The 25,712-nt window shown below is 70.4% G+C and carries 27 protein-coding genes and 1 tRNA gene; 9 read left to right on the top strand and 19 right to left on the bottom strand.

The features are described 5' to 3' along the window. Positions 1-48 precede the first annotated feature (48 nt). On the bottom strand, positions 49-1,461 hold the full coding sequence (locus tag AB0300_RS04465) for a helix-turn-helix domain-containing protein (RefSeq protein ID WP_366215537.1): 1,413 nt from the start codon (positions 1,459-1,461) through the stop codon (positions 49-51). A 114-nt stretch (positions 1,462-1,575) separates the two neighbouring features. On the opposite strand from AB0300_RS04465, the gene AB0300_RS04460 reads away from it, so the two are divergent. Both AB0300_RS04460 and AB0300_RS04455 read left to right on the top strand, forming a co-directional pair. Then, positions 1,576-2,673 (top strand): Zn-dependent alcohol dehydrogenase, encoded by a 1,098-nt coding sequence (locus AB0300_RS04460; protein ID WP_025103665.1) that lies wholly within the window; start codon positions 1,576-1,578, stop codon positions 2,671-2,673. Between the two features lie 46 nt (positions 2,674-2,719). After that, positions 2,720-4,156 carry an APC family permease gene (locus tag AB0300_RS04455; protein WP_366215536.1) on the top strand — a complete coding sequence of 479 codons (1,437 nt, stop codon included), beginning with the start codon at positions 2,720-2,722 and terminating at the stop codon, positions 4,154-4,156. A 118-nt stretch (positions 4,157-4,274) separates the two neighbouring features. Here AB0300_RS04455 and AB0300_RS04450 read toward each other — a convergent pair. From AB0300_RS04450 to dusB, 5 genes are all read right to left on the bottom strand, one after another. Continuing rightward, positions 4,275-4,350, bottom strand: a tRNA-Asn gene (locus AB0300_RS04450). A gap of 97 nt (positions 4,351-4,447) precedes the next feature. After that, positions 4,448-5,221 (bottom strand): ATP-binding cassette domain-containing protein, encoded by a 774-nt coding sequence (locus AB0300_RS04445; protein ID WP_025103667.1) that lies wholly within the window; start codon positions 5,219-5,221, stop codon positions 4,448-4,450. A 36-nt stretch (positions 5,222-5,257) separates the two neighbouring features. Further along, on the bottom strand, positions 5,258-7,126 hold the full coding sequence (dnaG, locus tag AB0300_RS04440) for a DNA primase (protein ID WP_366215535.1): 1,869 nt from the start codon (positions 7,124-7,126) through the stop codon (positions 5,258-5,260). Then, on the bottom strand, positions 7,126-8,511 hold the full coding sequence (locus tag AB0300_RS04435; RefSeq protein ID WP_126893070.1) for a deoxyguanosinetriphosphate triphosphohydrolase: 1,386 nt from the start codon (positions 8,509-8,511) through the stop codon (positions 7,126-7,128). The genes dnaG and AB0300_RS04435 overlap by 1 nt, the downstream gene beginning before the upstream one ends. Continuing rightward, positions 8,501-9,655, bottom strand: coding sequence for a tRNA dihydrouridine synthase DusB (gene dusB, locus AB0300_RS04430; protein ID WP_126893069.1), 1,155 nt, complete (start codon positions 9,653-9,655; stop codon positions 8,501-8,503). Before dusB ends, AB0300_RS04435 begins: the two co-directional genes overlap by 11 nt. Before the next feature lie 59 nt (positions 9,656-9,714). Here dusB and AB0300_RS04425 point away from each other — a divergent pair, with 59 nt between their 5' ends. From AB0300_RS04425 to AB0300_RS04415, 3 genes are all read left to right on the top strand, one after another. Continuing rightward, the gene (locus tag AB0300_RS04425; protein WP_025103671.1) at positions 9,715-10,209 is read left to right on the top strand and encodes a glutathione peroxidase; all 495 of its coding nucleotides are present in this window, start codon (positions 9,715-9,717) and stop codon (positions 10,207-10,209) included. Between the two features lie 143 nt (positions 10,210-10,352). Continuing rightward, positions 10,353-11,267 (top strand): metallophosphoesterase, encoded by a 915-nt coding sequence (locus tag AB0300_RS04420; protein ID WP_366215534.1) that lies wholly within the window; start codon positions 10,353-10,355, stop codon positions 11,265-11,267. After that, entirely contained in the window at positions 11,234-11,548 is a 315-nt protein-coding gene (locus tag AB0300_RS04415) for a hypothetical protein (RefSeq protein WP_366215533.1), read from the top strand. Before AB0300_RS04420 ends, AB0300_RS04415 begins: the two co-directional genes overlap by 34 nt. 64 nt (positions 11,549-11,612) lie before the next feature. Here AB0300_RS04415 and AB0300_RS04410 read toward each other — a convergent pair whose 3' ends face one another. Then, positions 11,613-12,287 carry a DsbA family oxidoreductase gene (locus tag AB0300_RS04410; protein WP_126893068.1) on the bottom strand — a complete coding sequence of 225 codons (675 nt, stop codon included), beginning with the start codon at positions 12,285-12,287 and terminating at the stop codon, positions 11,613-11,615. A 52-nt stretch (positions 12,288-12,339) separates the two neighbouring features. On the opposite strand from AB0300_RS04410, the gene AB0300_RS04405 reads away from it, so the two are divergent. Beyond that, the gene (locus AB0300_RS04405) at positions 12,340-12,948 is read left to right on the top strand and encodes an AAA family ATPase (RefSeq protein WP_126893067.1); all 609 of its coding nucleotides are present in this window, start codon (positions 12,340-12,342) and stop codon (positions 12,946-12,948) included. Here AB0300_RS04405 and AB0300_RS04400 read toward each other — a convergent pair. Together AB0300_RS04400 and recO are read right to left on the bottom strand one after the other, a co-directional pair. Further along, positions 12,891-13,691 (bottom strand): isoprenyl transferase, encoded by an 801-nt coding sequence (locus AB0300_RS04400; RefSeq protein WP_062634275.1) that lies wholly within the window; start codon positions 13,689-13,691, stop codon positions 12,891-12,893. The genes AB0300_RS04405 and AB0300_RS04400 overlap by 58 nt on opposite strands. Further along, positions 13,688-14,431: a DNA repair protein RecO gene (recO, locus tag AB0300_RS04395; RefSeq protein ID WP_025103676.1), complete on the bottom strand. Its 744-nt coding sequence runs from the start codon at positions 14,429-14,431 to the stop codon at positions 13,688-13,690. Before recO ends, AB0300_RS04400 begins: the two co-directional genes overlap by 4 nt. A 34-nt stretch (positions 14,432-14,465) precedes the next feature. Here recO and AB0300_RS04390 point away from each other — a divergent pair, with 34 nt between their 5' ends. After that, the gene (locus AB0300_RS04390) at positions 14,466-15,158 is read left to right on the top strand and encodes a TRIC cation channel family protein (protein WP_025103677.1); all 693 of its coding nucleotides are present in this window, start codon (positions 14,466-14,468) and stop codon (positions 15,156-15,158) included. Positions 15,159-15,224: 66 nt separating this feature from the next. On the opposite strand, the gene AB0300_RS04385 is transcribed toward AB0300_RS04390, so the two are convergent. Next, complete coding sequence (locus AB0300_RS04385; RefSeq protein ID WP_126893066.1) at positions 15,225-15,938, bottom strand: TetR/AcrR family transcriptional regulator C-terminal domain-containing protein; 714 nt, start codon at positions 15,936-15,938, stop codon at positions 15,225-15,227. A gap of 66 nt (positions 15,939-16,004) precedes the next feature. Between AB0300_RS04385 and AB0300_RS04380 the strand changes: the two genes are divergently transcribed. Continuing rightward, the gene (locus AB0300_RS04380; protein ID WP_126893065.1) at positions 16,005-16,385 is read left to right on the top strand and encodes a VOC family protein; all 381 of its coding nucleotides are present in this window, start codon (positions 16,005-16,007) and stop codon (positions 16,383-16,385) included. Between the two features lie 73 nt (positions 16,386-16,458). Here the strand turns inward: AB0300_RS04380 and leuA are convergent, their stop codons facing one another. Further along, positions 16,459-18,213 (bottom strand): 2-isopropylmalate synthase, encoded by a 1,755-nt coding sequence (gene leuA / locus AB0300_RS04375; protein ID WP_025103680.1) that lies wholly within the window; start codon positions 18,211-18,213, stop codon positions 16,459-16,461. Positions 18,214-18,381: 168 nt separating this feature from the next. Between leuA and AB0300_RS04370 the strand changes: the two genes are divergently transcribed. Continuing rightward, a complete protein-coding gene (locus AB0300_RS04370; protein ID WP_126893064.1) occupies positions 18,382-19,029 on the top strand; it encodes a hypothetical protein in 648 nt (215 codons plus the stop codon). Here AB0300_RS04370 and AB0300_RS04365 read toward each other — a convergent pair. The 8 genes from AB0300_RS04365 to AB0300_RS04330 are packed head-to-tail and all read right to left on the bottom strand — an operon-like array spanning position 19,026 to position 25,698. Next, positions 19,026-19,967, bottom strand: a complete 942-nt coding sequence (locus AB0300_RS04365; RefSeq protein ID WP_126893063.1) for an NADP-dependent oxidoreductase — start codon at positions 19,965-19,967, stop codon at positions 19,026-19,028. The two genes, AB0300_RS04370 and AB0300_RS04365, sit on opposite strands and share 4 nt — an antisense overlap. A gap of 43 nt (positions 19,968-20,010) precedes the next feature. After that, entirely contained in the window at positions 20,011-20,481 is a 471-nt protein-coding gene (locus AB0300_RS04360; protein WP_085607737.1) for a hypothetical protein, read from the bottom strand. Then, on the bottom strand, positions 20,478-21,461 hold the full coding sequence (locus tag AB0300_RS04355; RefSeq protein ID WP_366215532.1) for a hypothetical protein: 984 nt from the start codon (positions 21,459-21,461) through the stop codon (positions 20,478-20,480). The genes AB0300_RS04360 and AB0300_RS04355 overlap by 4 nt, the downstream gene beginning before the upstream one ends. Next, a complete protein-coding gene (locus tag AB0300_RS04350; RefSeq protein WP_025103685.1) occupies positions 21,461-21,982 on the bottom strand; it encodes a sigma-70 family RNA polymerase sigma factor in 522 nt (173 codons plus the stop codon). Before AB0300_RS04350 ends, AB0300_RS04355 begins: the two co-directional genes overlap by 1 nt. Before the next feature lie 54 nt (positions 21,983-22,036). Beyond that, complete coding sequence (era, locus tag AB0300_RS04345; RefSeq protein ID WP_062635160.1) at positions 22,037-22,933, bottom strand: GTPase Era; 897 nt, start codon at positions 22,931-22,933, stop codon at positions 22,037-22,039. Beyond that, positions 22,926-24,218: a hemolysin family protein gene (locus AB0300_RS04340; protein WP_025103687.1), complete on the bottom strand. Its 1,293-nt coding sequence runs from the start codon at positions 24,216-24,218 to the stop codon at positions 22,926-22,928. Before AB0300_RS04340 ends, era begins: the two co-directional genes overlap by 8 nt. Then, the gene (gene ybeY / locus AB0300_RS04335; protein ID WP_062766620.1) at positions 24,215-24,676 is read right to left on the bottom strand and encodes an rRNA maturation RNase YbeY; all 462 of its coding nucleotides are present in this window, start codon (positions 24,674-24,676) and stop codon (positions 24,215-24,217) included. Before ybeY ends, AB0300_RS04340 begins: the two co-directional genes overlap by 4 nt. Further along, positions 24,673-25,698: a PhoH family protein gene (locus AB0300_RS04330; protein ID WP_231919667.1), complete on the bottom strand. Its 1,026-nt coding sequence runs from the start codon at positions 25,696-25,698 to the stop codon at positions 24,673-24,675. The genes ybeY and AB0300_RS04330 overlap by 4 nt, the downstream gene beginning before the upstream one ends. Positions 25,699-25,712 lie beyond the last annotated feature (14 nt).

The raw sequence follows: 25,712 nt of genomic DNA, 5'->3' as shown, positions 1-25,712 counted from the left end.
CGAAGGGCTCCGCCGCAAGGCGGGGCCCTTCGTCGTCCCGGTGGCTCGTCAGCCGTCGGAGGCGCGGAGGGCGAGCCACGCGGCGACGCGGTCGTCCGGATCGGAGAGGGAGAGCCCGGTGAGATCCTCGATCCGTCGGACGCGGGTCGTCAGCGTCTGTCGGTGGATGCGCAGCCGCGCCGCGCTCTCGCTCCACGCCCCGTTGCACGCGAGGAACACCCGGAGGGTGTCGAGGAGCTCGGCGGGCCGCTCGGCCGCGCGCAGGGGGTCGAGCAGACGCGCGAGGCGAGTGATCTGATCCGGGTCCAGCGCCCCGAGCACGAACGACACCGTCGGAATGGCCTCGTAGCGGACCACGCGTTCGCCGCCGGTGCGCGCGGCCTCGCAGGCGTGCCGCGCCTCGTCGATGCTGCGGGCGAGGGCATCCGTGCCCGCCGGTCGGCCGAGACCGAGATAGAGCGTCGATGCGAACGCCCGGGCGCGATGCGCGATCTGCTCGGCGTGGTCTTCGCGAACGACACCCTGGACGATTCCCCGTTGCGACGTGAAGACGTGCTCCGCACCGAGCTCGTCGAGCCAGAGGCCGAGCAGATGCTCGACGTCGACACCGCTGGTGCGGGAGGCGAGGGCGAAGCCCACCAGCACGCGCTCGTGCACGCCCCAGCGGCGGAGCAGACGAGCGGCCTCCTCCCCTCCCTCGCGCACGGTCTCGAACATCATGGAGCGGCCGAGGCGCTCCAGCTGACTGCTGTCCCGGGTGCGCATCAGGAGATCGAGCAGCGCCGCGGCCTGCGAGCTCAGTTCCCGACCACGGCCGGAGCTGTCGTTGCGCGGAGCGGTCACGAGCTGCGCGGTGATGTCCTGGCCCGGACCGACCGGGTGCACCTGCAGAGCGCGATGCCGCACCCGCACCGGGCGGCCGACGGCGACGGCGATCGCGTCGTCGATGTGCAGGCTCCCTGCTCCTGCGGTGGTGATGACCTCGCCGTGCCGATCCAGCAGCACCGCCCACCCGTCGATGCGGTGCGCCAGCTCCGCGATGACGCCGGTGATGCCGCTGCGCCGCGCCGCCAGGGTAAGCACCCTCATCGCCGAGGTGATCGCGCGGGCCTCCGCCGCCTGATCGACCGCGAGGAGCGAGGTCAGCGTCGGGACGAGCAGCGACGGCGGCATCGGCGCCCCGACGATCGCCGTGATCCCCGCGTCCCGCACGGCTTCGCGAAGGCGGGGGCTGTCGGCGCTCGTGACCACCACGGTCTCGCCCAGCGCGGCACGGCGGTCGCCGGCGACGCCGAGGAGCGCGGCCTCCTCGGCCACGACGAGCGTCGCATGGAGCGGATCCACCGGCGGACCGAAGTCGTCGAGGGGAAGGACCGCGTTGACCGGCCGCGCTCCGGGGACAGCGCCCGGCAGCAGTTCCGCACGGAGATACCTGGCCACGGAGGCGACGTCACGAGCCACCTTCCGATCATACAGATTGTCGAAGAGCGCTCACTCTGTTCACCCTTCTGTCGGATGCCGAGGGCTTCCGCTCTCTCCTAGCATCGTGCGCATCCCCACTTCCCGAAGGATGTCATGAAAGCTGTTGTCTTCCGCGACCCCCAGTCGCCCATCGAGTTCGTCGACGTCGACCTCGCTCCGCCCCGCGCCGGTGAGGTGCGCGTGCGCATCGCCGCCGCCGGTGTCTGCCACTCCGACCTGCACGTCAAGCGCGGCGAGTGGGATGCCGCCGCTCCCCTGGTCATGGGCCACGAGGGCTCCGGCGTCGTCACCGAGCTGGGCGAGGGCGTCACCACGCTGGCTGTCGGCGACCACGTCGTGCTGAGCTGGGTGCCGCCGTGCGGCGAGTGCCGCTACTGTCGCGCCGGTCACGAGGCGCGCTGTCAGAAGGTCGCCACCGTGGTCGCTCCCCTCGGCGTGCTCTTCGACGGCACATCCCGGCTGAGCCGCGACGGCGAGCAGCTGCACCACTACCTGGGCGTCTCGTCCTTCGCGGAGGAGGTCGTCGTCCCCGCATCCGGAGCCGTGAAGGTCCGCGACGACGCGCCCCTCGACGTCATCGCCGTGGTCGGCTGCGCGGTCGCGACCGGTGTCGGCGCCGTCCTGAACACCGCCGCCGTGGAACCGGGGTCGACGGTCGCCGTCATCGGCTGCGGTGGCGTGGGCCTCAACGTCGTCCAGGGCGCACGGCTCGCCGGTGCCGAGCGCATCGTCGCGATCGACGTGCGGCCGGAGAAGACGCAGATGGCCCTGCAGTTCGGGGCCACGGACCGCATCGACGCCTCCCAGGGCGATGCCGTGGCCCAGCTGCGCGAACTCATCCCGGACGGCGTCGACTATGCCTTCGACGCGATCGGACGCACCTCCACGACCGAGCAGTCCATCCAGATGCTCGGACTCGGCGGCGCCGCCGTCATCGTCGGGCTGCCGCCCACGGGAGCCCGTGCCTCGTTCGAGCCGCTCGTCCTCGCCGAGGCCGACCAGCGCATCCTCGGCTCGAACTACGGCTCGGTGCGGCCGTCGATCGACGTCCCCGCGCTCGTGGACCGCTACATGGACGGGCAGCTGAAGATCGATCCGCTGATCTCCGGTCGCCGTCCGCTCTCCGAGGCCGCCGCCGCCCTGGACGACCTCGACGGCGGCTCGGCACTGCGCACCCTCCTCATCCCTTGACCGCCACGCGCGGCCCCCATCCCTGAAACCCGAATCCAGGAGAACCATGTCAGACACCGTCGTCGCCCCGCCCGGCGCCCCGCAGGATGCCGGGCTCCGCACCGGCGTCATGAGCGGACCCGAGCTCGCCGCCCAGGCCATCGCCAACATCGCCCCCAGCGCCGTCATCGCCTTCACGGCCGCCGCCATCTTCCTCGGCGCCGGGAACGGCACCATCTACGCCTTCACACTGGCCACCATCGTGATCCTGTGCGTCGGCTACTGCGTGGTGGTGTTCGCCCGCAAGCACGCCTCCGCAGGCTCGCTGTACACCTACGTGTCGAAGGGCCTCGGCCCGTTCGGCGCCTTCCTCGCCGGCGTGACGCTGCTGATCGGCTGCTTCGGCATCGCGGCGGCCTCCCTCAGCGGCTCGGTCAGCTACATGGGGCAGTTCCTGAGCATGCTGGGCTTCCCCGCCCAGGGACTCGGCTGGGACATCGGCCTGGCGATCGTGCTCGGCGGGCTGGCGACGCTGTTCACCATCCGCGGCATCCGGCTCTCCGCCCGGGTCTCGCTCGTCCTCGAGCTGCTCTCCGTCGGCATCATCCTCGTGCTCCTCATCGCGGCGCTCGCGTGGGCGGGCCCCTCCGCCTGGGACCCCGCGCAGGTGCTCGCGACCGGCTCGTCGTTCCAGGGCATCGCGTCCGGCATGGTCCTGGGCATCCTGGGCTTCGTCGGCTTCTCCTCTGCGGACGCCCTCGGGCGCGAGGCCAAGGAGCCGTACAAGGCGATCCCCCGCGCCATCATGTGGAGCGCCCTCGGCGTCGGCGTGCTCTACGTCTTCGCCGCCTACACGCAGATCGCGGTCCTCGGCGACGACCTCGCCACCGCCGCGAGCCCGCTGGAGAGCATGTCCGCCCTCATCGGCATGCCGGGCTGGTTCGCGGCCGTGCTCACGTTCGGTGTCTCGGCGTCGTTCTTCGCGGTCGTCGTCGCCCCGCTCAACGTGATCGGTCGCATCGTCTACGTGATGGGCAAGGAAGGCGTCGTCGCGGAGCGCTTCGGCCGCACGCACGAGCAGCACCTCACGCCGCACCGCGTGCTCATCCTCGCGGGCGCCGCGGCGATCACCGTCGACATCGTGCTGCTGGTGGCGGGGGCGGCGACGGGCGACATCCTCGTCTGGGTCAACACCTGGGGCACCTACGGCTACATGGTCGCCTACGCCCTCGTCGCCATCGCCTGCGTGGTCTACACGCAGCGGGCGAAGATGCGGAACGGCCTCGTGAAGGTGTGCGCCACGGTCGCGGTCGTGACGATGGCGTACGTCTTCTTCGCGAACGTGTGGCCCGTGCCTGCCTTCCCCTACAACGTGATCCCGTACGTGTTCCTCGTGACCGTCCCTCTCGCGCTCACCCGGTACGCCTACCTCGCCCGTCGTCGCCCTGACGTCATCGCCCGGATCGGCAACACCGAGACGAGCGCCATGGAGGGCGTCGGCTGAACCGTCCTCCCCGCCAGGAAGAGCCCCTCCGCGAGGAGGGGCTCTTCCTGTGTCCCGCGGCGCAGACGAGCGGTTCGGGAACGAGAGAAGCCCCCTCCGTGGAGGGGGCTTCTCTCGTTGGCTCCCCGGCTTGGACTCGAACCAAGAACCTGCCGGTTAACAGCCGGCTGCTCTGCCAATTGAGCTACCGAGGAATGTGCGCCGCGGTGCGGGCAACTCGTCAAGCTTAGCAAACTCGAGACGCTGTTCGTGACACCGGGGCGCCTTCCGCGACCCTCGGGCGTGTCGCGCTCAGCGGCGGGAATCCGACTCCGCATTCGGCACCCAGAGCAGGTCCTTGCCGACGCCCCGCGCGACGACGTGACCCCCGCGCAGCATGAGCGTCTCCGCGTTCAGCTCGCGGATGAAGTCCGCGTCGTTGGTGACGAGGAGAGCCGCCATCCCCTCCTCCTTGCGGCGCCGGGTGATGGCGTCGAAGACGACAGGTCGAACCTCCAGATCGAGGTTCGCGAGGATCTCGTCGGCGATGAGCACCCGCGGCTCCAGCACGAAGGAACGGGCGATCGCGACGCGCTGTCGCATGCCCGCGCTGAGCTCGTAGGGGAACTTCGCGGCGGTCCCGAGCGGCAGGTGGAGCTCGTCGAGGAGCGTCGCCACCCGGATGGAGAGCGCCCGGGTGTTGACGCGCTTCTCCCGGATGAGGATCGGCTCGGCGATGACCTCGTTGACCGTCAGCTGCGGCGGCAGGTCCGCCCCGGCACCCTGCGGCACGAAGCCCGTGCGGTAGGTGAGGATGCGGTGCTTGCGACCCGGACGACGGATGTCGATGCCGCAGACCTGCGCCCGGCCGCCGACGACCCGCACCGAGGGATCGGTGGAACCCGCGAGCGCGGCGACGAGGGTCGACTTGCCCGAGCCGGTCGGCCCCGCGACGCAGATGAGCCCGCCGGGGGCGAGCGAGAACGTCACGCCGTCGACCGCGCGATTGGGCGTGCCGTGGCCGATCCGGTCGATGACCAGATCGGAGCACTCGATCGCATTCGAGGATTCGGGCGTGCGGGGCATATGTCCATCCTGCCGTCTCGTCCGGGACCGTTCCGGTTACGACTCGGCGAAGAACCGCTGCCGCTCCACGTCGATGTCCCGCAGCCGTACCCGCAGCGCGCGCCCGCCATCGGAGTCGGCAGGGACGCGCTGGACCGCGCCCAGCAGCTCCTGCTTCTCGTGCTCGAGCTGCCGCACCACCAGTCGTCGGGCGAGATCCGTCGCCGACGCCACCGCGCCGGCCTCGTCTCGTGCCGGGAACGGCGTCATCAGCAGCTCGCCCGCGAGCGAGCGGTACGGCTCGCGCACGCTGTTCACCGCGTCCGTCACCCAGCCGGGACGGCTGCGATCGGGGGCGGCGGCGACCGCCTCGCGCACGGCATCGAGGCCGGGGGTGCGGAACGGCTCCGCGAGCGCTCGCGTCAGCAGCGCCGCATCGATCTGGTGACCGTACTGCAGGGCGCCCATGAGCGCATCGCGCTCCACGGCGACGTCGGGTGAACGGGGCAGGCTGGCGAGCGTCACGGCCGCGACGACCGGCCCGCCCGTGGCGGGATCGACCCGCGGCGCGGCTTCCCGACGCGCCTGAGGAGCGGCCGCCTGCGCACCGCGCGCGGCGCGCTCGACCTCCCCATGCACCTCGGTCGGGTCCATGCCGAGTCGGCGTGCGAGTACCCGCTCGTAGCCGGGGCGCAGCAGGCGGTCGCGGATCTCCGCCACGATCGGGGCCGCGGCACGGAGGGCGCCGACCCGGCCCTCGACCGTGGAAAGGTCGAAACCCGCGAGCTTGCGGTCGATGGCGAACTCGAACATCGGCTGCTTCGCGTCCATGAGGCCGCGCACCGCCGCGTCCCCGCGCTGCAGCCGGAGGTCGCACGGGTCGAGGCCGTCCGGGGCGACCGCGACGAAGGTCTGCGCGTTGAACCGGTCGTCCTCCGTGAACGCCCGCAGCGCGGCCTTCTGTCCCGCCTCGTCGCCGTCGAAGGTGAACACCACCTCACCGGACGCGTTGTCGTCGCCCATGACCCGGCGGAGCACCTTGATGTGCTCGGCGCCGAACGCGGTGCCGCAGGTCGCGACCGCGGTCGTGAGCCCGGCGAGGTGGCAGGCCATCACATCGGTGTAGCCCTCGACGACCACGACCCGGCGCGGGTCGCCGCGGGCGATGTCGCGCTTGGCGAGGTCGAGCCCGTAGAGCACCTGGGCCTTCTTGTAGATCGGGGTCTCGGGGGTGTTGAGGTACTTGGGCCCCTGGTCGTCATCGAACAGCTTGCGGGCGCCGAAGCCGATGGTCTGCCCCGACACGTCGCGGATCGGCCAGACGAGGCGGCCGCGGAACCGGTCGTACACACCGCGCTGTCCCGTGGAGACGAGTCCTGCGGTGCTCAGCTCCTCGCGCGTGAAGCCCTGGGTGGACAGCGCCTTGAGCATGCCGTCCCATCCCCGAGGGGCGAAGCCGACGCCGAAGTGCGCCGCCGCCCCGGCGTCGAAGCCGCGCTCCCCGAGGAACCGGCGGGCCGCCTCCGCATCCGGCGACAGGAGCTGGGACCGGAAGAACTCCGCCGCGGCCGTGTTCGCCGCGTACAGCCGGCTGCGGCCACTGGTCTCCGGCGCCGCCCCTCCGTCCTCGTAATGCAGGGTGTAGCCGATGCGGCCCGCGAGCCGCTCGACCGCCTCCGTGAAGCTCACGTGGTCCATCGCGCGGAGGAAGGAGTACACGTCGCCCGACTCCCCGCAGCCGAAGCAGTGGTAGTAGCCGACCTGCTGACGCACGTGGAAGCTGGGGCTCTTCTCGTCGTGGAACGGGCACAGTCCTTTGAGGGACCCCACCCCCGCCGACTTGAGGGCGACGCGCTCCCCCACGATGTCCGCGATGTTGGTGCGGGCCTTGACCTCGTCGACGTCGGCCTGCCGGATGCGGGGCATCAGCGGGCGCCTTCTGCGACGGGCCGCCTCTCGACAGGCGTGCGCGCGCCGGGGCGCGCATGACGCGGCGTCCAGATGCCGACCTCCGCCGGGTCGATCTCCCCGACCAGGCGGTTGTGCCAGTCGATCGCACTCTGATCGGTCAAGCTCGCGATCTGATCCACGACGACCCGCGCCCGCTCCGCGTCGCTCTCGGCGGCGACGAAGTCGGCGGCGAACGCGGGCTCCAGCACGTCGGCGCCGGCCGACCACAGGGTGTCGGTCGACCACAGGGCGTCGGCCAGCCGCTTGAGGACCCTCCGCTGCTCCTTGTAGACGCCCTTCCGGGCATCGATCGTGACGATCGCCTGACCCATGATCCCCTTGAGAACCGCGATCTCGACCTCGACGACGCGGGGCACGATCACGTGCGCGTTGTAGCGGACCAGGCGCGTGCCCCCGAAGGCCTCCCGGGTGGCCGAGACCGCCGCGCGCGCGAACCGGCCGATGAGGTCGCTGGTGAGGTTCTTGAGCCGGGCGAGATCCTGTCGGGAACGGTCGAAGGACGCCAGCCACATCGGCTGCGAGGCGAGCCGGTAGAGGGCGTCGGCGAGTTCGTCGCGCGTGAAGTCGTAGCCGACCCACTGCTGGATCCGGCTGAGCAGGGCCTCGTGCGCCGCCGGGTCGGCGAGCTGCGCGACGTCGACGTAGCCGTTGACGATCGCGTCCTCGAAGTCGTGCACCGAGTAGGCGATGTCGTCGGAGAGGTCCATGATCTCGGCCTCGATGCAGCGCAGCCGCCCCGGTGCCCCGTCGCGCATCCAGCGGAACACGGCCTCGTCCTCCGGGTACACGCCGAACTTGAGCCGACCCCCCGGGTCGGGGACGGGGCTGTCGACGGTCCACGGATACTTGCAGGTCGCGTCGAGACTGGCCCGCGTGAGGTTCAGGCCGACGGAGGAGCCGTCGGCGTCGAGCACCTTCGCCTCCAGCCGGGTGAGGATGCGCAGCGACTGGGCGTTGCCCTCGAAGCCGCCGATGGCCGCCGCCCACTCGTTCAGCGCCCGCTCGCCGTTGTGGCCGAACGGCGGGTGGCCGAGGTCATGGCTCAGACACGCGGTGTCCACCACGTCCGCGGAGACCCCGAGCGCCGCGGCGAGCTCCCGGCCGACCTGCGCGACCTCGAGCGAGTGGGTCAGACGGTTGCGGGCGAAGTCGGCCGTGCTGGCGGGGCTGAGCACCTGCGTCTTCGCGGCGAGCCGCCGCAGAGCCGCCGAGTGCAGCACGCGCGCGCGGTCGCGGGCGAAGTCGTCCCGCTCGGAACGATGGGTCTCCGCGATGAAGCGCTCCGCGTCGCGCGGGTCATAGCCGTCGGCGCGCGCGCCGACCCGGGGGTCATCCGCCACTGTTCTCGATCTCCGCTCCACGCATCATCTCCGACGCCGACGAGGCGAGCTCGCGCGACTCCAGCCACTTCTCCGGAAGGGCCGTCTTCTTCGGGTGTCCCGCGCGACCGCGCTGCCCTTCGGCGTCCGCGCCGGGGTACGGAGCCGCACGGTCGAGTCGGCCCAGGAGGTCGTCGATCTCCTGCAGGCTCGACGCGGTGGCGAGGCCCGTGCGGATGTCGCCGCCCACCGGGTAGCCCTTGAAGTACCAGGACACGTGCTTGCGGATGTCGCGGCAGCCGCGATCCTCGTCCTCGAAGAAATCGACGAGCAGCTCCGCGTGTCGGCGGAAGGCGTCGGCGACGAAACCGAGGGTCGCGTCGACCGTCTTGCCCTCTCCCCCGAAGGCGAGAGCCAGCTGTCCGAACAGCCACGGACGGCCCAGGCACCCGCGGCCGACGACGACGCCGTCGCAGTCGGTCTCCGCCATCATGCGCACGGCGTCATCCGCCGACCAGATGTCGCCGTTGCCCAGCACGGGAATGCTGGTCACGGCCTGCTTGAGCTCGCCGATCGCACTCCAGTCGGCGTGACCGGAGTAGAACTCGCTCGCGGTCCGGGCGTGCAGCGCCACGGCGGCGGCCCCGGCATCCTCCGCGGCACGTCCGGCGTCAAGGAAGGTGAGGTGGTCCCGGTCGATGCCCTTGCGCATCTTGACGGTGAGCGGGATGTCACCGGCGGCCTTGACGGCCTGATCGACGATGTCGGCGAAGAGCTTCGACTTCCACGGCAGCGCCGCGCCGCCGCCCTTGCGCGTGACCTTGGGGACCGGGCAGCCGAAGTTGAGGTCGATGTGATCGGCGTGGTCTTCCGCGACGATGATGCGGACGGCCTCGGCGATGGTCTTCGGATCGACGCCGTAGAGCTGGATGGAGCGCGGCGTCTCGGACTCATGGTGCCGGATGAGACGCATCGTGGTCTCGTTGCGTTCGACCAGCGCGCGCGAGGTGATCATCTCGCTCACGTAGAGGCCGGCCCCGTACTCCCGGCACAGGCGTCGGAAAGCCGTGTTCGTGATCCCGGCCATCGGCGCGAGGACGACCGGCACGTCGAGGTCGATCGGGCCGATGCGGAGGGGGCGGGCGGTGGCGGTGGCGAGAGTCATGGCGTGTCCATTCTCCCAGACCCGGAGCCGGTGGGGATGCGGCGACCTAAGCTGTGCATATGACCGATCCCGCCCTCCGTTCCATCCCCTTCACCGACGCCCAGGGCCAGCAGAAGACTCTGGACGATCTCGGCGCCGACGTGGTGCTGGTGGTGAACGTCGCCTCGAAGTGCGGGCTCACCCCGCAGTACGAGCAGCTGGAGGAGCTGCAGCGGCGCTTCGGCGACCGCGGCTTCACCGTTGTCGGCTTCCCCTGCAACCAGTTCTTCGGTCAGGAGCCCGGTTCGGTCGACGAGATCCTCGAGTTCTGCTCCACGACGTACGGCGTCTCCTTCCCGGTGAACGACAAGGTCAAGGTCAACGGCAAGAACGCCGCCGAGCTGTACAAGGCTCTCAAGGAGACGCCGGATGCCGGCGGCAAGGCCGGCCGCGTCGAGTGGAACTTCGAGAAGTTCCTGGTGCTCCCGGACGGGGATGTGCTGCGCTTCCGCCCGAAGCAGAAGCCCGATGCGCCGGAGATCGTCCAGGCGATCGAGGCCGCGCTCCCCCGCTGAGCGTCATTCACCTCCGCGTCACGCGCGCACCGCGTTCCGGCGCTCGACGAGGCCGCCCTCGTTCACCGTCCGGTCTCTCCGCGGACATCTGGCGTCCCTAGTCTCACCGCGGCGACACGCGCCGAAGACGAAGGAGACCACGAATGCCCGACCGACTGCCCCTCAGCCGGCGAACTGTCCTCACGGCCGGAGCGCTCGGCGCGCTCGGCACCGCCCTCCCCCTCGGAGCCGCTCCCGCCGCCGCGGTGACCGTCCCGGCATCGCCCGGCGCGGCCCAGGCGCGCACCCTGCGCTTCCGCGCGGACGGCACCTTCAAGGTCGTGCAGTTCAACGACACGCAGGACGACGAGCTCACCGACCGCCGCACCGTCGAGCTGATGGAGAAGGTGCTCGACCAGGAGAAGCCGGACTTCGTGGTCATCAACGGCGATGTGATCACGGGCGGGTGCGAGACGCGGCTGGCGGTGAAGCAGGCGATCAACAACGTCGTCATGCCGATGGAGTCCCGTCGCATCCCGTGGGCGGTCACCTACGGCAACCACGACGAGGACTCGCTGCCGCAGTCCGGCGTCGATGAGGCGGGGATGCTGCAGATCTACCGGTCGTACGAGTACAACGTGAACGCCGAGAACACGCGCGGCGTGACGGGCACGAGCAACACGATCGTGACGATCGGCTCCGCCGCGAAGAAGAACCGGGAGGCCTTCGCGCTCTGGCTGATGGACTCGGGCCGCTACGCGCCGGACGCCATCGACGGCCAGGACTTCGCCGGCTACCCGGCATGGGATTGGCTGCGCATGGACCAGGTCGCCTGGTACCGCGACCAGTCGCAGCGGCTGGAGCAGCGCCGAGGGCGCAAGGTCCCGGGCCTGATGTTCCTCCACATCGCCCTGTGGGAGCACCGCTTCATGTGGTGGGGCGGTGTGGACACCCGCACGGCGGCCGACGCCGCCCGCGGCAGGGCCCGCCACGGCATCGTCGGGGAGCGCAACGAGGACGATGCCCCGGGCCGTTCAACTCGGGGATGTTCAACGCGATCCTCGAGCGCGGCGACGTGAAGGGCGTGTTCGTCGGCCACGACCATGTCAACGACTACATGGGCGACTACTACGGCGTGATGCTCGGATACGCTCCCGGCACCGGCTTCGGCGCCTACGGTCTGGCCGGCGCGGAGCGCAATCGCCTCCGGGGCGGCCGGGTGTTCGAGCTGGCGGAGGCCGGCGAGGAGGTCACGATCGCCACGCGCGTCGTCTATGCGCGGGACCTCGGCATCGACCTGACGGCGAACGATCAGCCGATGGAGCCGCTCCCCCTCGGGCCGCGCCAGCAGCGCCTCTGAGCCCGGGCAGCAGAACGGCGGGGACCCCCGACCCGGGGTCCCCGCCGTCGTCTGTCGATGCGGGTCAGGCCTCGACGGCCGCGCTGCGCTGCGCCCAGAGGTCGCGGATCACGTTCTCGAACGCCGCCGGCGGCTGCGCGCCACTGATGCCGTACTGACCGTCGACCACGAAGAACGGCACCCCCTGGATCCCGTAGGCGCGAGCCTGCGCCTGGTCCTGGCGGACGTCGGCGAGGTACTGCTCGCTCTCGAGTGCGGCGCGGGCGCGATCGGCATCGAGGCCCACCTCGGCGGCGAGGGCGACGAGGTCGTCGATGCGTCCGACGTGCTTGCCCTCGGTGAAGTAGGCGGACATGAGCCGCTCCTCCATCTCGTGCTGGCGGCCCTCGGCCTTCGCGAAGTGCAGCAGCTCGTGCGCCTTCACGGTGTTCGTGTGCTGCAGCAGGTCGAACCGGTACTGCAGGCCTGCGTTCGCGGCGACGTTCGTGACGTTGGCCAGCATCTGCTCGACCTGCGTCCGCGGCATCCCCTTGTGCCCGGAGAGGAAGTCGATCTCGTCACCGTCGAAGTCGACCGGGGTGTCCGGGGAGAGCTCGAAGGAGTGGAAGGTGACCGTGACCTGCGGAGCGTCCTCGTCGGCGGAGACCGCCTCCAGCCCCTTCTCGAGGTTGCGCTTGCCGATGTAGCACCAGGGGCAGGCGATGTCGGACCAGATGTCGATGGCGATGGGTTCAGTCACACCGTGCTCAACCGTCCGCGCGTCCGACGTATTCCGTCAGTAGAATCCTCGGATGCTCGCCGCCGACGATCCCCTGCCCTTCCGTCCCGCACGGGTGCTCGTCGCCGGCGTCACCGGGTCGGGGAAGACGACTCTGTCCCGACGGCTCGCCGCCCTCTGGGACCTCCGTCACGTGGAGATCGACGGCCTGTTCCACGGGCCGGACTGGACCCCGCGGGCGGAGTTCCTCGACGACGTGCGCGCCTTCGCCGCGGAGGAGCGCTGGGTGACCGAGTGGCAGTACACGAGCAAGGGCACCGACGAGATCCTGACCCCGAGAGCGCAGCTCGCGCTCTGGCTCGACTACCCGTACCGCGTGGTGCGGTCGCGTCTGCTCCGGCGCACCCTCAGCCGCAGCATCCTCCGCACCCGGATGTGGAACGGCAACGTCGAGAAGCCGATCTGGCGGATGCTGGGGGCCCCGCCGGAGGAGAGCATCCTGGCCTGGCAGACGAAGACGCTGCGAACCTGGTCCGAGCGCTTTCCCGCGGTGCAGGAGCGCTTCCCCCACCTCACGATCGTGCGGCTGACGCATCCGCGCGAGACGGAGCGCTGGCTGCGGGCTCAGGCCGAGGTCGGGGTGTCCACGGCGCCGCCGAAGCGTCGGTCACGGGAGAGGTAGACCCCGATCGCGCGCCAGAGCTCCTCGCGCGAGAAGTCCGGCCACAGCGTGTCGAGGAACACCATCTCGGCGTAGGCCGACTGCCACAGCAGGAAGTTGGAGGTGCGCTGCTCCCCCGAGCTGCGCAGGAACAGGTCCACGTCCGGCATGTCGGGGACGTAGAGGTGACGACGGATCGTCTTCTCGCTGATCGCGTTGGGCTTCACCCGCCCGGCCGCGACATCGGCCGCGATGGCCCGCATCGCGTCGACGAGTTCGACCCGACCGCCGTAGTTGACGCACATGGTGAGGGTGAGCACGTCGTTGTCGCGGGTGAGCTGCTCGGCGTACTGCAGCTCCTTGATGACGCTCCCCCACAGGCGCGGCTTGCGCCCCGCCCACCGCACACGCACACCCCACTCGTTGAGCTGATCACGGCGGCGGTGCAGCACATCGCGGTTGTACCCCATGAGGAAGCGGACCTCCTCGGGGGAACGGGCCCAGTTCTCGGTGGAGAACGCATAGACGGAGAGGTGCTTAACGCCGGCCTGGATCGCGCCGGCGACGACGTCGAGCAGCACCTCCTCCCCGGCCTTGTGGCCCTCGATGCGGTTGAGGCCCCGGCGGTTCGCCCAGCGCCCGTTGCCGTCCATGACGATGGCGACGTGCTCCGGGACGGCCGGGAACGCGGGCGGGTACACGCCGGTCCAGTCGATCGGCCGATACGGCACGGCGTCCTTGTGCGTGTAGGGCTTCGGGCTCACCGTGCTCCTTCTCCGGGGGTGGACGACACGTGCGCGAGCGAGCGGATGCCCCGCTCCAGGTGCCACTGGGCGTACGCCGCGACGAGACCCGAGGCGGCGGCGGTGTCAGCGTGCGGCGCCGCGTCGATGAGGTCCCAGTCGCCGCGGATCAGCGCGCGCAGCAGTGTCAGGGTCTTCTCGGCGATCCGCGGGCTCCCGGCGGGTGCATCGGCGTGGCAGACCAGGCCGCCGAGCTGCGCGACGAAGACGGAGTGCGGCCCCGGAGCCCCGCAGCGCGCGCAGTCCTCGAGGGACGGTGCCCACCCCGAGAGGGACATGACCCGCAGCAGGTACGAATCGAGAATGCTGCGCGGAGCGTGCTCGCCGCGGGACAGCGCCCGCAGCCCGCCGACGAGCAGGAGGTACTGCTCCGGGGTGGCCTCGGCGTCGCTGAGCCGATCCGCCGTCTCGACCATGGCGTTCGCGGCGGTGAACCGGTCGTAGTGCGCGGCGATGTCCGTGCCGTAGGCTCCGAGCGACTCGGCCTGCTGCACGATGTCGAGCGAGCGGCCTTCGTAGAGCTGCACGTCGGCGACCATGAACGGCTCGAGGCGGGAGCCGAACTTCGACGAGGTGCGCCGCACGCCCTTGGCCACCGCGCGCACCTTGCCGTGCCGCCGGGACAGCATCGTGACGATGCGATCCGCCTCGCCCAGCTTGTGGGTGCGCAGGATCACCGCTTCGTCTCGGTAGGTGGGCACCCTTCGATTATCCTCCGTGCGCGACAATGGACGCGTGACCGAACCGCTCTTCACCATTCCGCTGTGGGCGGACCTCCTCGGCGTCGGCCTCGGCGGAGTGCAGGGCGCGATGTTCGCCGCCGGATTCCAGGGCCAGCGCCGGCTCGACTGGCTGGGCGTCGCGATCATCGGGATCATGATCGGCATGGGCGGCGGTCTCATCCGCGACATCCTGCTCGGACAGACGCCCGCCACCCTGCAGAACCAGTGGTACCTGGTCACGGCCGCGGGTGCCGCCCTGCTCGGCATGCTGCTGGCCGGACTCTTCACGCGGCTCAACACCGCGATCGTGGTGCTGGACGCCGTCGTGATCGGCATGTTCGGCGCCTTCGGGACGAGCAAGGCGCTCGCCTTCGGCATCCCGGAAGTGCCCGCGGTGTTCATCGGGGTCTGCGCCGCGGTCGGCGGGAGTGTGCTCCGCGACATGCTGATGGGCCTGCCGACGGCGATCATGCACGTCGGCTCGCTGTATGCCGTGGCCGCGGCCGCCGGATGCACGTTCATCGTCGTGGCGAACGCCGTCGGGATGCCCATCCCCCTCGCGGCCGTCATCGGCATCGTCGTGACCGCCGTGATCCGGATCCTCGCCGTGACGTTCGATGTTTCGCTTCCCGAGCAGCGCCGTCTCTACCGCCGCAAGGTCGCCGCCGAGACCGGTGCCATCCCGATCGTGAAGCCCCAGGACTGACTTCGAATCGCCCGATTGGCTCCATCCCGCCGCTGAATACGACCAATCGCGCGATTCGAACGACGATCAGGTGGCGGCGAGCCCATCGATCACGCGCGCGAGGCCGAACTCCCACGCCGTTCGAGCGTCGTAGGGCGCGCCCATGGCTTCGCCGGCAGCCTGGCCCACCGACCGGGCGAGCGGCAGGTCGTCGCCCAGGTAGGCCGCCAGACGCGGTGCCGCCTCCGCCCAGGAAGCCGCGAACGACTCGGCACTCTGCTGCTCCCGCATGCGGGCCGCCGCGGAGAGGGTGAAGTCCAGCACGAAGCTCAACGCCGCGTCGCGCTCCACGGCGCCGAGGCCGAGGCCGTCGAAGGCGTGGAGCTCCCGGTCGTACTTGGCGATGGTGCCGGGGCCGAGTGCGACCCGCGGATCCCGGACATCGATGAGCCACGGGTGGGTGCGGAAGAGGCGCAGGTTGTCCTCGGCGATCGCCCGAACCGCCGCACGCCATCCGGAGGCCTGCGCAGGCGCGACCAGCATCCTGGCGTGCATCGCGTCCGCCATCAGGACGAGCAGGTCGGCGCGGCTGTTGACGTGCGTGTAGATCGACATCGGCGTCAGGTCGAGGCTCTGCGCGAGAGACCGGATGGTCACCGCGCCGAGCCCGTCGGCGTCAGCCAACACGACAGCGCGGTCGACCACGTCATCCGTCGAATGACGCGCCTTCGGTCCGCGCTGTGGGGTCGCGGGAGCCACGGGGCTGTGCCGCCAGAGCAGATCGACGAGGTTCTTGGTCATCGGGAATAGCCTAGACCGCTCGCGCCGTAACACTGTACGCTGTACAGACTTTCGATAAGGAGAACCGTGAACATCACGCAGACCGCCCTCTCGCTCAACGTCCCCGACGTTGCCGCCTCCGCCGCCTTCGCCATGACGCACTTCGGGTTCGAGGAGGCGATGTCCGCGGAGGGCTTCGTCTCGTTGCAGCACCCGGGGCCGGTGCCGAACGTCATCTTCCTCGAGACGGGGCTGTCGACGTTCCGCCCGGAGGAGATCGCCGGATCCGCCGGTCAGGGAACTCTGATCGTCTTCGTCGTCGACGAGATCGACCAGGAGTTCGCCCGGATCGCCGCCGCGGGCGCTCGCGTGGTCACCCCTCCCGAGACCGAACCCTGGGGCGAGCGGTACTGCCAGTTCGCCGACCCCAACGGCCTCATCTGGCAGCTGGTGCAGTGGGTGGACTGATCCCCCGCTTCGAATCGCGCGATTGGCTCCATCCGGCGGCCGGAGACGACCAATCGCGCGATTCGAACGAGGCTCAGACGGCGGCCAGCTCCTGCTGACGGCTGCGGATCGAACGGTTCACACCCGAGACGATCGCCTTGAGCGATGCGGTGGAGATGTCGCCGTCGATGCCGACGCCCCACAGGCGCTGGTCGCCCACCTGCAGCTCGACGTAGGCCGCGGCCTGCGCGTCCCCGCCGGCACTGAGAGCGTGCTCCACGTAGTCGTAGACCGTGATGTCGAAGCCCTGACCACGCAGCACCTCGACGAACGCGGCGACCGGACCGTTGCCGTTGCCCGACACGGAGACCTCCTGGTCGTCGTCCCGCAGCACGACGTCGAGCACGACGTCGCCGGACATGTCGCTCCGGGTCTGCGTGGCGAGCAACTCGAACCGGCCCCACTTCGCCTCGGTGTCCACGGCGGGCAGGTACTCGTCGGTGAAGATCGACCAGATCTGCTCGCTGGTGACCTCGCCGCCCTCGGCATCCGTCTTGGCCTGCACGACCCCGGAGAACTCGATCTGGAGCTTGCGCGGCAGGTCGATCGCGTGGTCGGACTTGAGCAGGTACGCGACGCCGCCCTTGCCCGACTGGGAGTTCACGCGGATGACGGCCTCGTAGGAGCGACCGAGGTCCTTCGGGTCGACGGGCAGATACGGCACGGCCCATTCGATCTCGTCGACCGTCACGCCCTGCGCCTCGGCCCTGGCGGCCATGGCCTCGAAGCCCTTCTTGATGGCGTCCTGGTGCGAGCCGCTGAACGCCGTGAAGACGAGGTCACCGGCCCACGGGCTGCGCTCGGGCACCGGCAGCTGGTTGCAGTACTCGACCGTGCGCTTGACCTGGTCGATGTCGCTGAAGTCGATCTGCGGATCGATGCCTTGCGTGAACATGTTGATGCCGAGCGCGACGAGGTCGACGTTGCCCGTGCGCTCTCCGTTGCCGAACAGGCACCCCTCGATGCGGTCGGCTCCGGCCATGTACCCCAGCTCGGCCGCGGCGATCGCGGTACCGCGGTCGTTGTGCGGGTGCAGCGACAGGATCACGTTCTCCCGGTGGTTCAGGTGACGGCTCATCCACTCGATCGAGTCGGCGTAGACGTTCGGCGTCGCCATCTCCACCGTCGCGGGGAGGTTGATGATGACCTTGCGGTCCGGCGTGGGTTCGAAGATCTCGATGACCTGGTTGCAGACGTCGACCGCGAACTCCAGCTCGGTGCCGGTGTAGCTCTCCGGGGAGTACTCGTAGTACACCTGCGTGTCCGGGATCGTCTTCTCGAACCGGCGGCACAGCCGGGCGCCCTCGAGCGCGATGTCGATGATGCCCTGCTTGTCGGTGCGGAAGACGACCTCGCGCTGCAGAACGCTCGTGGAGTTGTACAGGTGCACGATGGCCTGCTTCGCACCGGCGATGGCCTCGTAGGTGCGGGCGATCAGGTGCTCGCGCGCCTGCGTCAGGACCTGGATCGTGACGTCATCCGGGATGAGGTTCTCCTCGATCAACTGACGCACGAAGTCGAAGTCGGTCTGGCTCGCCGAGGGGAAGCCGACCTCGATCTCCTTGTAGCCCATGCCGACGAGCAGCTCGAACATGACGCGCTTGCGCTCGGGCGACATGGGGTCGATGAGAGCCTGGTTGCCGTCGCGGAGATCGACCGCGCACCAGCGGGGCGCCTCGGTGATGCGGGCGTCGGGCCAGGTGCGGTCAGGCAGGTGGACGGCGATCTGCTCGTGGAACGGCCGGTACTTGTGGATCGGCATCGCGGACGGGCGCTGGGTGTTCTGCATGATGGGGCTTCTTCTCTTCGTCACAATGAACGGGCCAACACAAGCGCCGCGACGAGGAAGGCCCTAGCTCTAGGACTCGTCGCGGCAGCTAAGAAGAAGCAGACCGCCGAAAGGCATGTGGTCATGCTAGCACCTGAGACGATCCGTGCACGCGCGACACTGGTCGGTATGAGGTCCTTCCGCGATCGCTCTCCCCTCGCCGTCGGCGCCGCGACGGCTCTGCTGCTCCTGACCGGCTGCACCACCGCGCCGGGAGCGTCCGCACCGCCGACCAGCACGACGGTGCCGTCAGACACGCGCTGGGAGGAGGCGGAGCACGCGCCACCGACAGGACCCGTGGTCGGCACCGGAACCGTTCTCGACGAGTCCGGGGATGTCCGGCTGTGCCTCGGCGCGATCCGCGAGTCGTATCCCCCGCAGTGCGACGGTGTGCCGCTCGACGGGTGGAGCTGGGACGGCGTGGACGGCCGCGAGACGTCCGGAGAGACGCAGTGGGGGGCCTATGCGGTCACCGGTGCCTGGGACGGCGAGCGGTTCACGGTGACCGAGCCGCCTGCTCTCCTCGCGCTCTACGATCCGATGGCGCCGGAGGACCCCACCGGCGGCGTGGACGGCACCAGCACGGCGGAGGAGCTCGACCGCGTGCAGAACGACATCGCCGGCCGCCTCGGCGCGGAGGCTCTCGCACTGTCCATCGATCGCGGCTACGTCTGGCTCCAGGTCGTCTGGGATGACGGTTCCATGCAGAACGTCGCGGATGAGGAGTACGGCGAGGGCGTCGTCATCGTGACCTCGGCACTGCAGGAGATCGGCTAGCCCTCGGGGATCAGCGCGAGCTTGCCGCCCGGGTGCCCGGTGGCGAGGAGGCGATGGGCCTCCGGCGCCTCGGCCATCGGGAAGGTCCGTGCCACAGGGACCACGAGGTCGCCGTTCTGCGCCAGAGCGAGGAGTTCGCTGCGCACCTCGTCGCGGAACCGGGCGCTGTCCGGCATCGACCCGGCGATCGCGAGGAAACCCTCGGCGGACGCCCGTGACGGGTTCGCGATCGTGACGATCCTCCGGCGGTCCGCCACCAGGCTCAGGGAGACGTCGACGGCTTCGTCGGTCCCCACCGCATCGAGAGCCGCGGCGACCGGACCGTCCGCCAGCGCGCGCACCCGCTCCGCGAGCCCGGCACCGTAGGCCACGGGGATGCCGCCGAACCGCCGCACCTCGTCGAAGCGCTCAGGGCTCGCCGTACCGATCACCCGGACGTCCCGCAGCCGGGCCTGCTGCAGCACGCTGACCCCCACCGCACCGGACGCTCCGTGCAACAGGATCGTCTCCCCCGGGGCCGCACCGGTGACGGCGAGCATCTCGGCAGCGGTCGTGCCGACGAGCAGGAGGTTCGCCGCCTCGGGGTGCGCGAGCGTCGTCGGCTTCGCGAAGACCGTGGCAGCCGGCACCGTGAGCTCCGTCGCGTACCCGCCCCGGACGCGGAAGGCCACGACCTCGTCGCCGACCCCGGCGTCGCCCGAGCCGATGCGGGTCCCGGGGCCGATCGCCACGAGCTCACCCGAGACCTCGTACCCGATGGCGACCGGGAACTCGAGCCCCGGCCGAGCGGCCGCCACATGCTTCGCGTCGGCCGGATTCACCCCGGCGGCGCGCACCCGGATCGTGACCTCGCCCTGGCGCGGCGGCGCGGGCACGTACTCCTCGAAAGCCCACGACTCGGGAGGCCCGGCCGTCGTCGCCACCCAGTGCTTCGCCATGCCCTCGCCCCTCATCGTCTCCTGTACCGGCCCGCCCCGGCTCTCAGAGGAAGCAGCGGATGTTGGTCGCGGAACCCGAGACGTTGCCCCAGGCATTGGCGTTGACGGTCGCGAGCACCGAGGCCCCGTTACGCACCTGCATGTACCCCGAGGTCCGCGCGTTCGCCGCGGAACGTGTGGCGAACGACGACGGGATGGTGATGGTGGTGCAGCTCCCCCAGCTCAGCATGCCACCGCCGAGGTTGGAGGCGTTGTACGCGCAGATCCGCCCGGTCGCGCAGGAGCCGACGGAGCGCGCCGCGACCCGCGACGACGCCGGGGCCGGTCGGTACTCCATGTCGAGTTTCGGCCAGACGGCGCTGCCGCCGTCGGTCACCACACCGCCGGGAACCTCTTCGAGCAACTGGGAGAGCTGGGGATCGACGGGCTCCTCGGCTGCCGCGACGGTGGGGCCGCCGGTCACGACGAGAGCCAGGGCCACGAGAACCGCGGTCAGCGGGCGCGAGTGCTTCATTGCACGACCTCCTCAGGGATGTCCCACATCCGGTAGTCCACGACCGCACCGGCCGGGAAGACGCCGTCGTCCTTCAGGACGGTTCGCTCGATGCCGACGATGCGGCCGGTGTCGAGGGACACCAGAAGGTCGTCGCTCACGATGCCGTCCGCGGACAGCACGCGGATACCGGCGACAGGACGCCCGAGGCGGTCGGTGGACTCGCCGAGCGCCTGCGCTCCTCCGGAGGCCTCGATGAGCGTCAACACCTCGGCGTGCTGCGCGTTGGTGAGCGTCCACTGACCGAAGACCGAGGTGAGGGCGGTCACCACCTCGAAGGCCGTCGGGTCGTCCGGCATGTCGAACGCCTCCAGGAGCGCCCGCACGTCGGCGGCGGACTCCCCCGGCGCGGCGACGACCGGGGTCTCGAACTCGCCGGGGGCGAAGGTCACGCGCGAGGCCACCTCGCCGCTGCTCACGATCTCGGAGTCGCCGTTCGCGACCGCGTCCTCGGGATCGTAGGGGACGCCGTTGATGGCGAGGGCTTCCCCGGAGAGGTCTTCCCGCCAGGTGAACGTCGAGAACTGCGGCATGACCTCGGTGCGCCCCGTGTCCATCTCCGCGTTGAACGACCAGGACGCGGTCCGCACCGAGCGCTCCGGGTCGGCGGGCGGCGCGAACACCGTCAGCTCGGTCTCCGCGTCGGCCACGATGTCGCTCAGCGAGCCGGTGCTCTCGAAGACCAGCGGCGACGGAGCACCCGCGACGGCGGACTGCGGCGGAGTGAGGGCCGCGAAGGCGATGGCGACCGCCGCGGCGGCGGCGGTCAGCCCTGCGGCCCAGCCGATCGTCCGGGTCCGCCGGCGGCGCTGCGGCGCGGGAGCGGACCGGATGATGCGGTCGCGCGCGGCGATCGCGCGCGCGTCCGGCTCGGCGTCGCGCGGCGTGCGCGCGGGATCGGCCTCGACGAGCACGCGCTCGAGCAGGGCATTCTCAGGCATCACGCACTCCCCGTCTCCTCCAGTCCCAGCGTGGCGCGCAGCCGTTCCTCGGCCCGCGCCAGCGTCTTCCGCACCCGGGACTCCGAAGCGCGCAGCAGCTCCGCAATCTCCCCCACCGCGAGTCCATCCCAGTACGTGAGCATGATGATACGCCGTTGCCCGGGAGTGAGGACACCCAAAGCTCGGAGGACTTCGCTGCGGCCGAACCCGCCGAGGGTCTCCGGGTCGCCGGAGAGCCCCGCGTGCACGGCATCGATCGCACCGTGCGCGGTGGGAGAACGCCGAGCGCGGGCACGAAGGTGGCGGTCCGTCTGTCGGAGCAGCCAGACCTTCCCGGGGGGACGGGTCGGGCGCAGTCGTGACCACGCGACGAGGAACACCTCCGACACGATCTCACTGACCTCGTCGTCATCGGGGACGACGCCCTCGATGTGGTGGCGCACCGTCGCCCAGTGCTCGTCGAACACTCGTGTGAAGACCTCGTTCCGCAGCGAGCTCGGGTCTTCGCCGCGGCCGATCATGTCGGTGGGGTCGGCGGTCGGCCCGCCGCCTCCGACGTCCTGCTGCCCGGCATGTCAGAACCCGAGCCGCCCGAGCTGCTTCGGATCGCGCTGCCACTCCTTCGCGACCTTGACATGGAGCCCGAGGAAGACGCGGGTCCCGAGCAGTTCCTCGATGCCGGCGCGGGCGCGCGCTCCCACGTCGCGGAGGCGCTTGCCCTTGTGGCCGATGATGATCGCCTTCTGGCTGTCCCGCTCCACGACGATGGAGGCATGCACGTCGGTGAGGTCGCTGTCCTCGCGCGGGGCGATGTCATCGACGACGACGGCGATCGAGTGCGGGAGCTCGTCGCGCACGCCGTCGAGGGCGGCCTCGCGGATGATCTCCGCGATCCGGTCCTCGGCGGACTCGTCGGTGGTGACGCCCTCGGGGTAGAGCGCGGGCCCCTCCGGCATGAGCTGCAGGATCTCGTCCGCCAGCACCTCGAGCTGATCCCGCGTCAGCGCCGACAGCGGGATCACCGCCGCCCAGTCCTCGCGGAGGGAGTCCACCTCCATGAGTCGTTCGGTGATCTCATCGCGCCCGGCAGCATCGGTCTTCGTGACGATGGCGATCTTCTGCGCCCGCGGGTAGCCGTCCAGCGAGGCGGCGATCCGGCGGTCGCCGGGACCGACCTTCTCGGTGGCGGGCACGCAGAAGCCGATCACGTCGACGTCGCCCAGGACCTGCTCGACAAGATCGTTCAGCCGCTCGCCGAGGAGTGTGCGCGGCTTGTGGATGCCGGGGGTGTCGACGATGACGAGCTGCCCGTCCGGACGGTTGAGGATGCCGCGGATCGCGCGGCGCGTGGTCTGCGGCTTCTCGCTGGTGATGGCGATCTTCTCGCCGACCAGGGCGTTGGTGAGCGTGGACTTGCCCACGTTCGGCCGCCCGACGAAGGTCACGAACCCGCTCCGGGTGTCTTCAGTCATCGCGCCGCTCTCCTTCATCCTGCACTTCTTCGGGCTCTGCTGCCCTTTCCACGAACACCGTCGCGATCCCGCGCCCCCGGCCGCGCGACGCGCCTCCGGTGAGCACGAGCCCGTGGACGGTCGCCGTCGCACCGGGCTGCGGGACCTGGCCGAGCGTCTTGCCGAGCAGGCCGCCGATGGAGTCGACGTCCTCGTCCTCGAGCTCCAGACCGAACAGATCGCCCACGTCCTCCAGCGAGAGCCGGGAGCTCACGCGATAGCGGCCGTCGCCCAGGTCGACGAACTCGGCGGACACCTGATCGTACTCGTCCGAGATCTCCCCCACGAGCTCCTCGATGAGGTCCTCCAGCGTCACCAGGCCGGAGATCCCGCCATGCTCGTCGATCACGAGGCAGACGTGCACGGCGTCGCGCTTCATCTGCTGCAGCAGCGTCTCCGCGCGCATCGACTCGGGGACGAACGTGGCCGGCCGGGCGATCGGACGGATGGAGGCCGCGCGCCAGGCGCTGTCGTCCCGGTACGCGAACTGCACGAGGTCCTTGAGGTACAGCACCCCGACGACGTCGTCGGCCTCATCGTCGACGACGGGCATGCGGGACACCCCGCGATGAAGGAAGAGCGACATGGCCTCGTCAGTCGTCGCCTCCGCACCCACGGTGACCATCTCGGTGCGCGGCACCATCACCGCCCGGACGAACTGGTCGGTGAAGTCGAACACCGAGTGGATGAGGTCGCGGTCGTCCTCCTCGATGAGGTCGTTGGACGCGGCCTCGTCGACCATGCTCAGCAGCTGGTCCTCGCTGGAGAACGAACTGCGTCCGGTCCCCGGCGTGACACGGTTGCCGAGGACGACGAGCCCCTGGGCGATGGGACCGAGGATGATCCGGAGTCCGCGCACGATGGCCGCGCTCCCGCGGATCATGCTCTCGGCGTGCTGGTGACCGAACGTCCGCGGACTCGCCCCGACGAGGACGAAGGTGATGCCGGTCATCAGGATGGCGGCGGCGAGCATCGCCCACCAGATGTTCTCGAAGACGATCGTGAACGCCACGGTGACGAGCACGGCGGCCGTCACCTCCGCGAGGACACGGATGAAGGCGACGGCGTTGACGTGCGCGTCGAGGTCGGCGGCGATGCGCCCGAGGGCCTTCGCACGGCGTCCCTCGGTGGCCATGTCCTCCAGCCCGGCGCGCGAGGTCACGCCGTATGCCGCGTCGATCGCGGCCATGAGGCCGCCGAACGCCACCAGCAGCACCGCGGCGACGAGCAGCAGCAGCTCCGTCATCGCCGGCGGCGCTCGGACGCGGCGAAGCCCTGGATGAGCTGCTTCTGCAGCCCGAACATCTCCCGCTCCTCCTCCGGCTCGGCGTGGTCGAACCCGAGCAGGTGCAGCAGTCCGTGCGTCGTGAGCAGGATGAGCTCGTCCATGAGGGTGTGGCCGGCGGCCTGCGCCTGCGTCTCCGCGACCTGCGGGCAGAGGACGATGTCGCCGAGCAGCCCGGGAGGCGTCGGACGGTCCTCGGTGCCGGGCCGGAGCTCGTCCATCGGGAAGCTCAGCACGTCGGTCGGCCCCGGCTCGTCCATCCACTGCACGTGCAGCGCCTCCATGGCGCCCTCGTCGACGAGCACGATGGCCACCTCGGCGTCCGCGCTGACGTGGAGCTGCGCGAGGTTGAAGTCCGTCAGCCGCTGCAGCACGGTCTCGTCGACATCGATGGCCGACTCGTTGTTGATCTCGATCATGAGAGCCCTCGTTTCGGCATGCGGTCGCGTGGTCCGGGTCGCTGGGCGCCGCGGCGCTCGGCGCGGTTGGCGAACTCGTGCGCCTGCTCGCGCTCCGCCCGCTGCGCCACGCGCCGCTCGTCGTACTCGCTGTAGGCGTCGACGATGCGCCCCACCAGGGAGTGCCGGACCACGTCGTCGCTGGTGAGACGGGAGAAGTGGATGTCGTCGATGCCGTCGAGCACCCGGGTGACCAGGCGGAGGCCGGAGGCGCCCTGCGGAAGGTCGACCTGGGTGATGTCGCCGGTGACGACCATCTTCGTGCCGAATCCGAGACGCGTGAGGAACATCTTCATCTGCTCGGGCGTGGTGTTCTGCGCCTCGTCGAGCACGACGAAGGAGTCGTTGAGGGTGCGTCCGCGCATGTACGCGAGGGGCGCGACCTCGATGGTGCCCGTCGCCATCAGGCGCGGCACGATCTCCGGATCCATCATCTCGTTGAGCGCATCGTAGAGCGGCCGCAGGTACGGATCGATCTTGTCGGTGAGCGTGCCGGGGAGGAACCCGAGGCGCTCCCCCGCCTCGACCGCCGGACGGGTGAGGATGATGCGGGTGACCTCCTTGCGCTGCAGCGCCTGGACGGCCTTCGCCATCGCCAGGTAGGTCTTGCCCGTTCCGGCCGGACCGATGCCGAACACGATCGTGTTCTCCTCGATCGCGTCGACGTACTCCTTCTGACCGAGGGTCTTCGGCCGGATCACCTTGCCCCGCGTGGAGAGGATCGCCTCGCCCAGCACCTCGCTGGGCCGCGGGCCGCCGTCCTGACGCAGCATGCGCGCCGAGCTGGACACGTCGCTCGGGGCGAGATCGTGCCCGGCCTTGGTCATCGTGAGGAGCTCGTCGACGAGGGTCTTGGCCTTGGCGACGGCCTCGCGCGCGCCCGTGAGCGTGATCTCGTTGCCGCGGACGAGCACCTGCACGTCGCGGTGCTCGCGCTCGAGCATCCGCAGCAGCCGGTCCTGCGGACCGAGCAGCTGCACCATCGCGACGCCGTCGG

This window comes from Microbacterium sp. NPDC078814, from assembly GCF_040702645.1.
Classification (GTDB): domain Bacteria; phylum Actinomycetota; class Actinomycetes; order Actinomycetales; family Microbacteriaceae; genus Microbacterium.
The sequence above is the reverse complement of the archived record's forward strand: the minus strand, read 5'-3'. Positions and strand labels throughout refer to the sequence as shown.

What these genes read in the sequence shown, in the direction of transcription:
- AB0300_RS04350 (WP_025103685.1), bottom strand. Translation starts at nt 21,982, where the DNA reads ATGATCGGCCGCGGCGAAGACCCGAGCTCGCTGCGGAACGAGGTCTTC.
- AB0300_RS04405 (WP_126893067.1), top strand. Translation starts at nt 12,340, where the DNA reads ATGCTCGCCGCCGACGATCCCCTGCCCTTCCGTCCCGCACGGGTGCTC.
- AB0300_RS04330 (WP_231919667.1), bottom strand. Translation starts at nt 25,698, where the DNA reads ATGGTGCAGCTGCTCGGTCCGCAGGACCGGCTGCTGCGGATGCTCGAG.
- AB0300_RS04425 (WP_025103671.1), top strand. Translation starts at nt 9,715, where the DNA reads ATGACCGATCCCGCCCTCCGTTCCATCCCCTTCACCGACGCCCAGGGC.
- era (WP_062635160.1), bottom strand. Translation starts at nt 22,933, where the DNA reads ATGACTGAAGACACCCGGAGCGGGTTCGTGACCTTCGTCGGGCGGCCG.
- AB0300_RS04460 (WP_025103665.1), top strand. Translation starts at nt 1,576, where the DNA reads ATGAAAGCTGTTGTCTTCCGCGACCCCCAGTCGCCCATCGAGTTCGTC.
- AB0300_RS04455 (WP_366215536.1), top strand. Translation starts at nt 2,720, where the DNA reads ATGTCAGACACCGTCGTCGCCCCGCCCGGCGCCCCGCAGGATGCCGGG.
- AB0300_RS04385 (WP_126893066.1), bottom strand. Translation starts at nt 15,938, where the DNA reads ATGACCAAGAACCTCGTCGATCTGCTCTGGCGGCACAGCCCCGTGGCT.
- AB0300_RS04420 (WP_366215534.1), top strand. Translation starts at nt 10,353, where the DNA reads ATGCCCGACCGACTGCCCCTCAGCCGGCGAACTGTCCTCACGGCCGGA.
- leuA (WP_025103680.1), bottom strand. Translation starts at nt 18,213, where the DNA reads ATGCAGAACACCCAGCGCCCGTCCGCGATGCCGATCCACAAGTACCGG.
- AB0300_RS04370 (WP_126893064.1), top strand. Translation starts at nt 18,382, where the DNA reads ATGAGGTCCTTCCGCGATCGCTCTCCCCTCGCCGTCGGCGCCGCGACG.
- AB0300_RS04365 (WP_126893063.1), bottom strand. Translation starts at nt 19,967, where the DNA reads ATGGCGAAGCACTGGGTGGCGACGACGGCCGGGCCTCCCGAGTCGTGG.
- AB0300_RS04445 (WP_025103667.1), bottom strand. Translation starts at nt 5,221, where the DNA reads ATGCCCCGCACGCCCGAATCCTCGAATGCGATCGAGTGCTCCGATCTG.
- AB0300_RS04360 (WP_085607737.1), bottom strand. Translation starts at nt 20,481, where the DNA reads ATGAAGCACTCGCGCCCGCTGACCGCGGTTCTCGTGGCCCTGGCTCTC.
- dusB (WP_126893069.1), bottom strand. Translation starts at nt 9,655, where the DNA reads ATGACTCTCGCCACCGCCACCGCCCGCCCCCTCCGCATCGGCCCGATC.
- AB0300_RS04355 (WP_366215532.1), bottom strand. Translation starts at nt 21,461, where the DNA reads ATGCCTGAGAATGCCCTGCTCGAGCGCGTGCTCGTCGAGGCCGATCCC.
- ybeY (WP_062766620.1), bottom strand. Translation starts at nt 24,676, where the DNA reads ATGATCGAGATCAACAACGAGTCGGCCATCGATGTCGACGAGACCGTG.
- AB0300_RS04340 (WP_025103687.1), bottom strand. Translation starts at nt 24,218, where the DNA reads ATGACGGAGCTGCTGCTGCTCGTCGCCGCGGTGCTGCTGGTGGCGTTC.
- AB0300_RS04415 (WP_366215533.1), top strand. Translation starts at nt 11,234, where the DNA reads ATGTTCAACGCGATCCTCGAGCGCGGCGACGTGAAGGGCGTGTTCGTC.
- dnaG (WP_366215535.1), bottom strand. Translation starts at nt 7,126, where the DNA reads ATGCCCCGCATCCGGCAGGCCGACGTCGACGAGGTCAAGGCCCGCACC.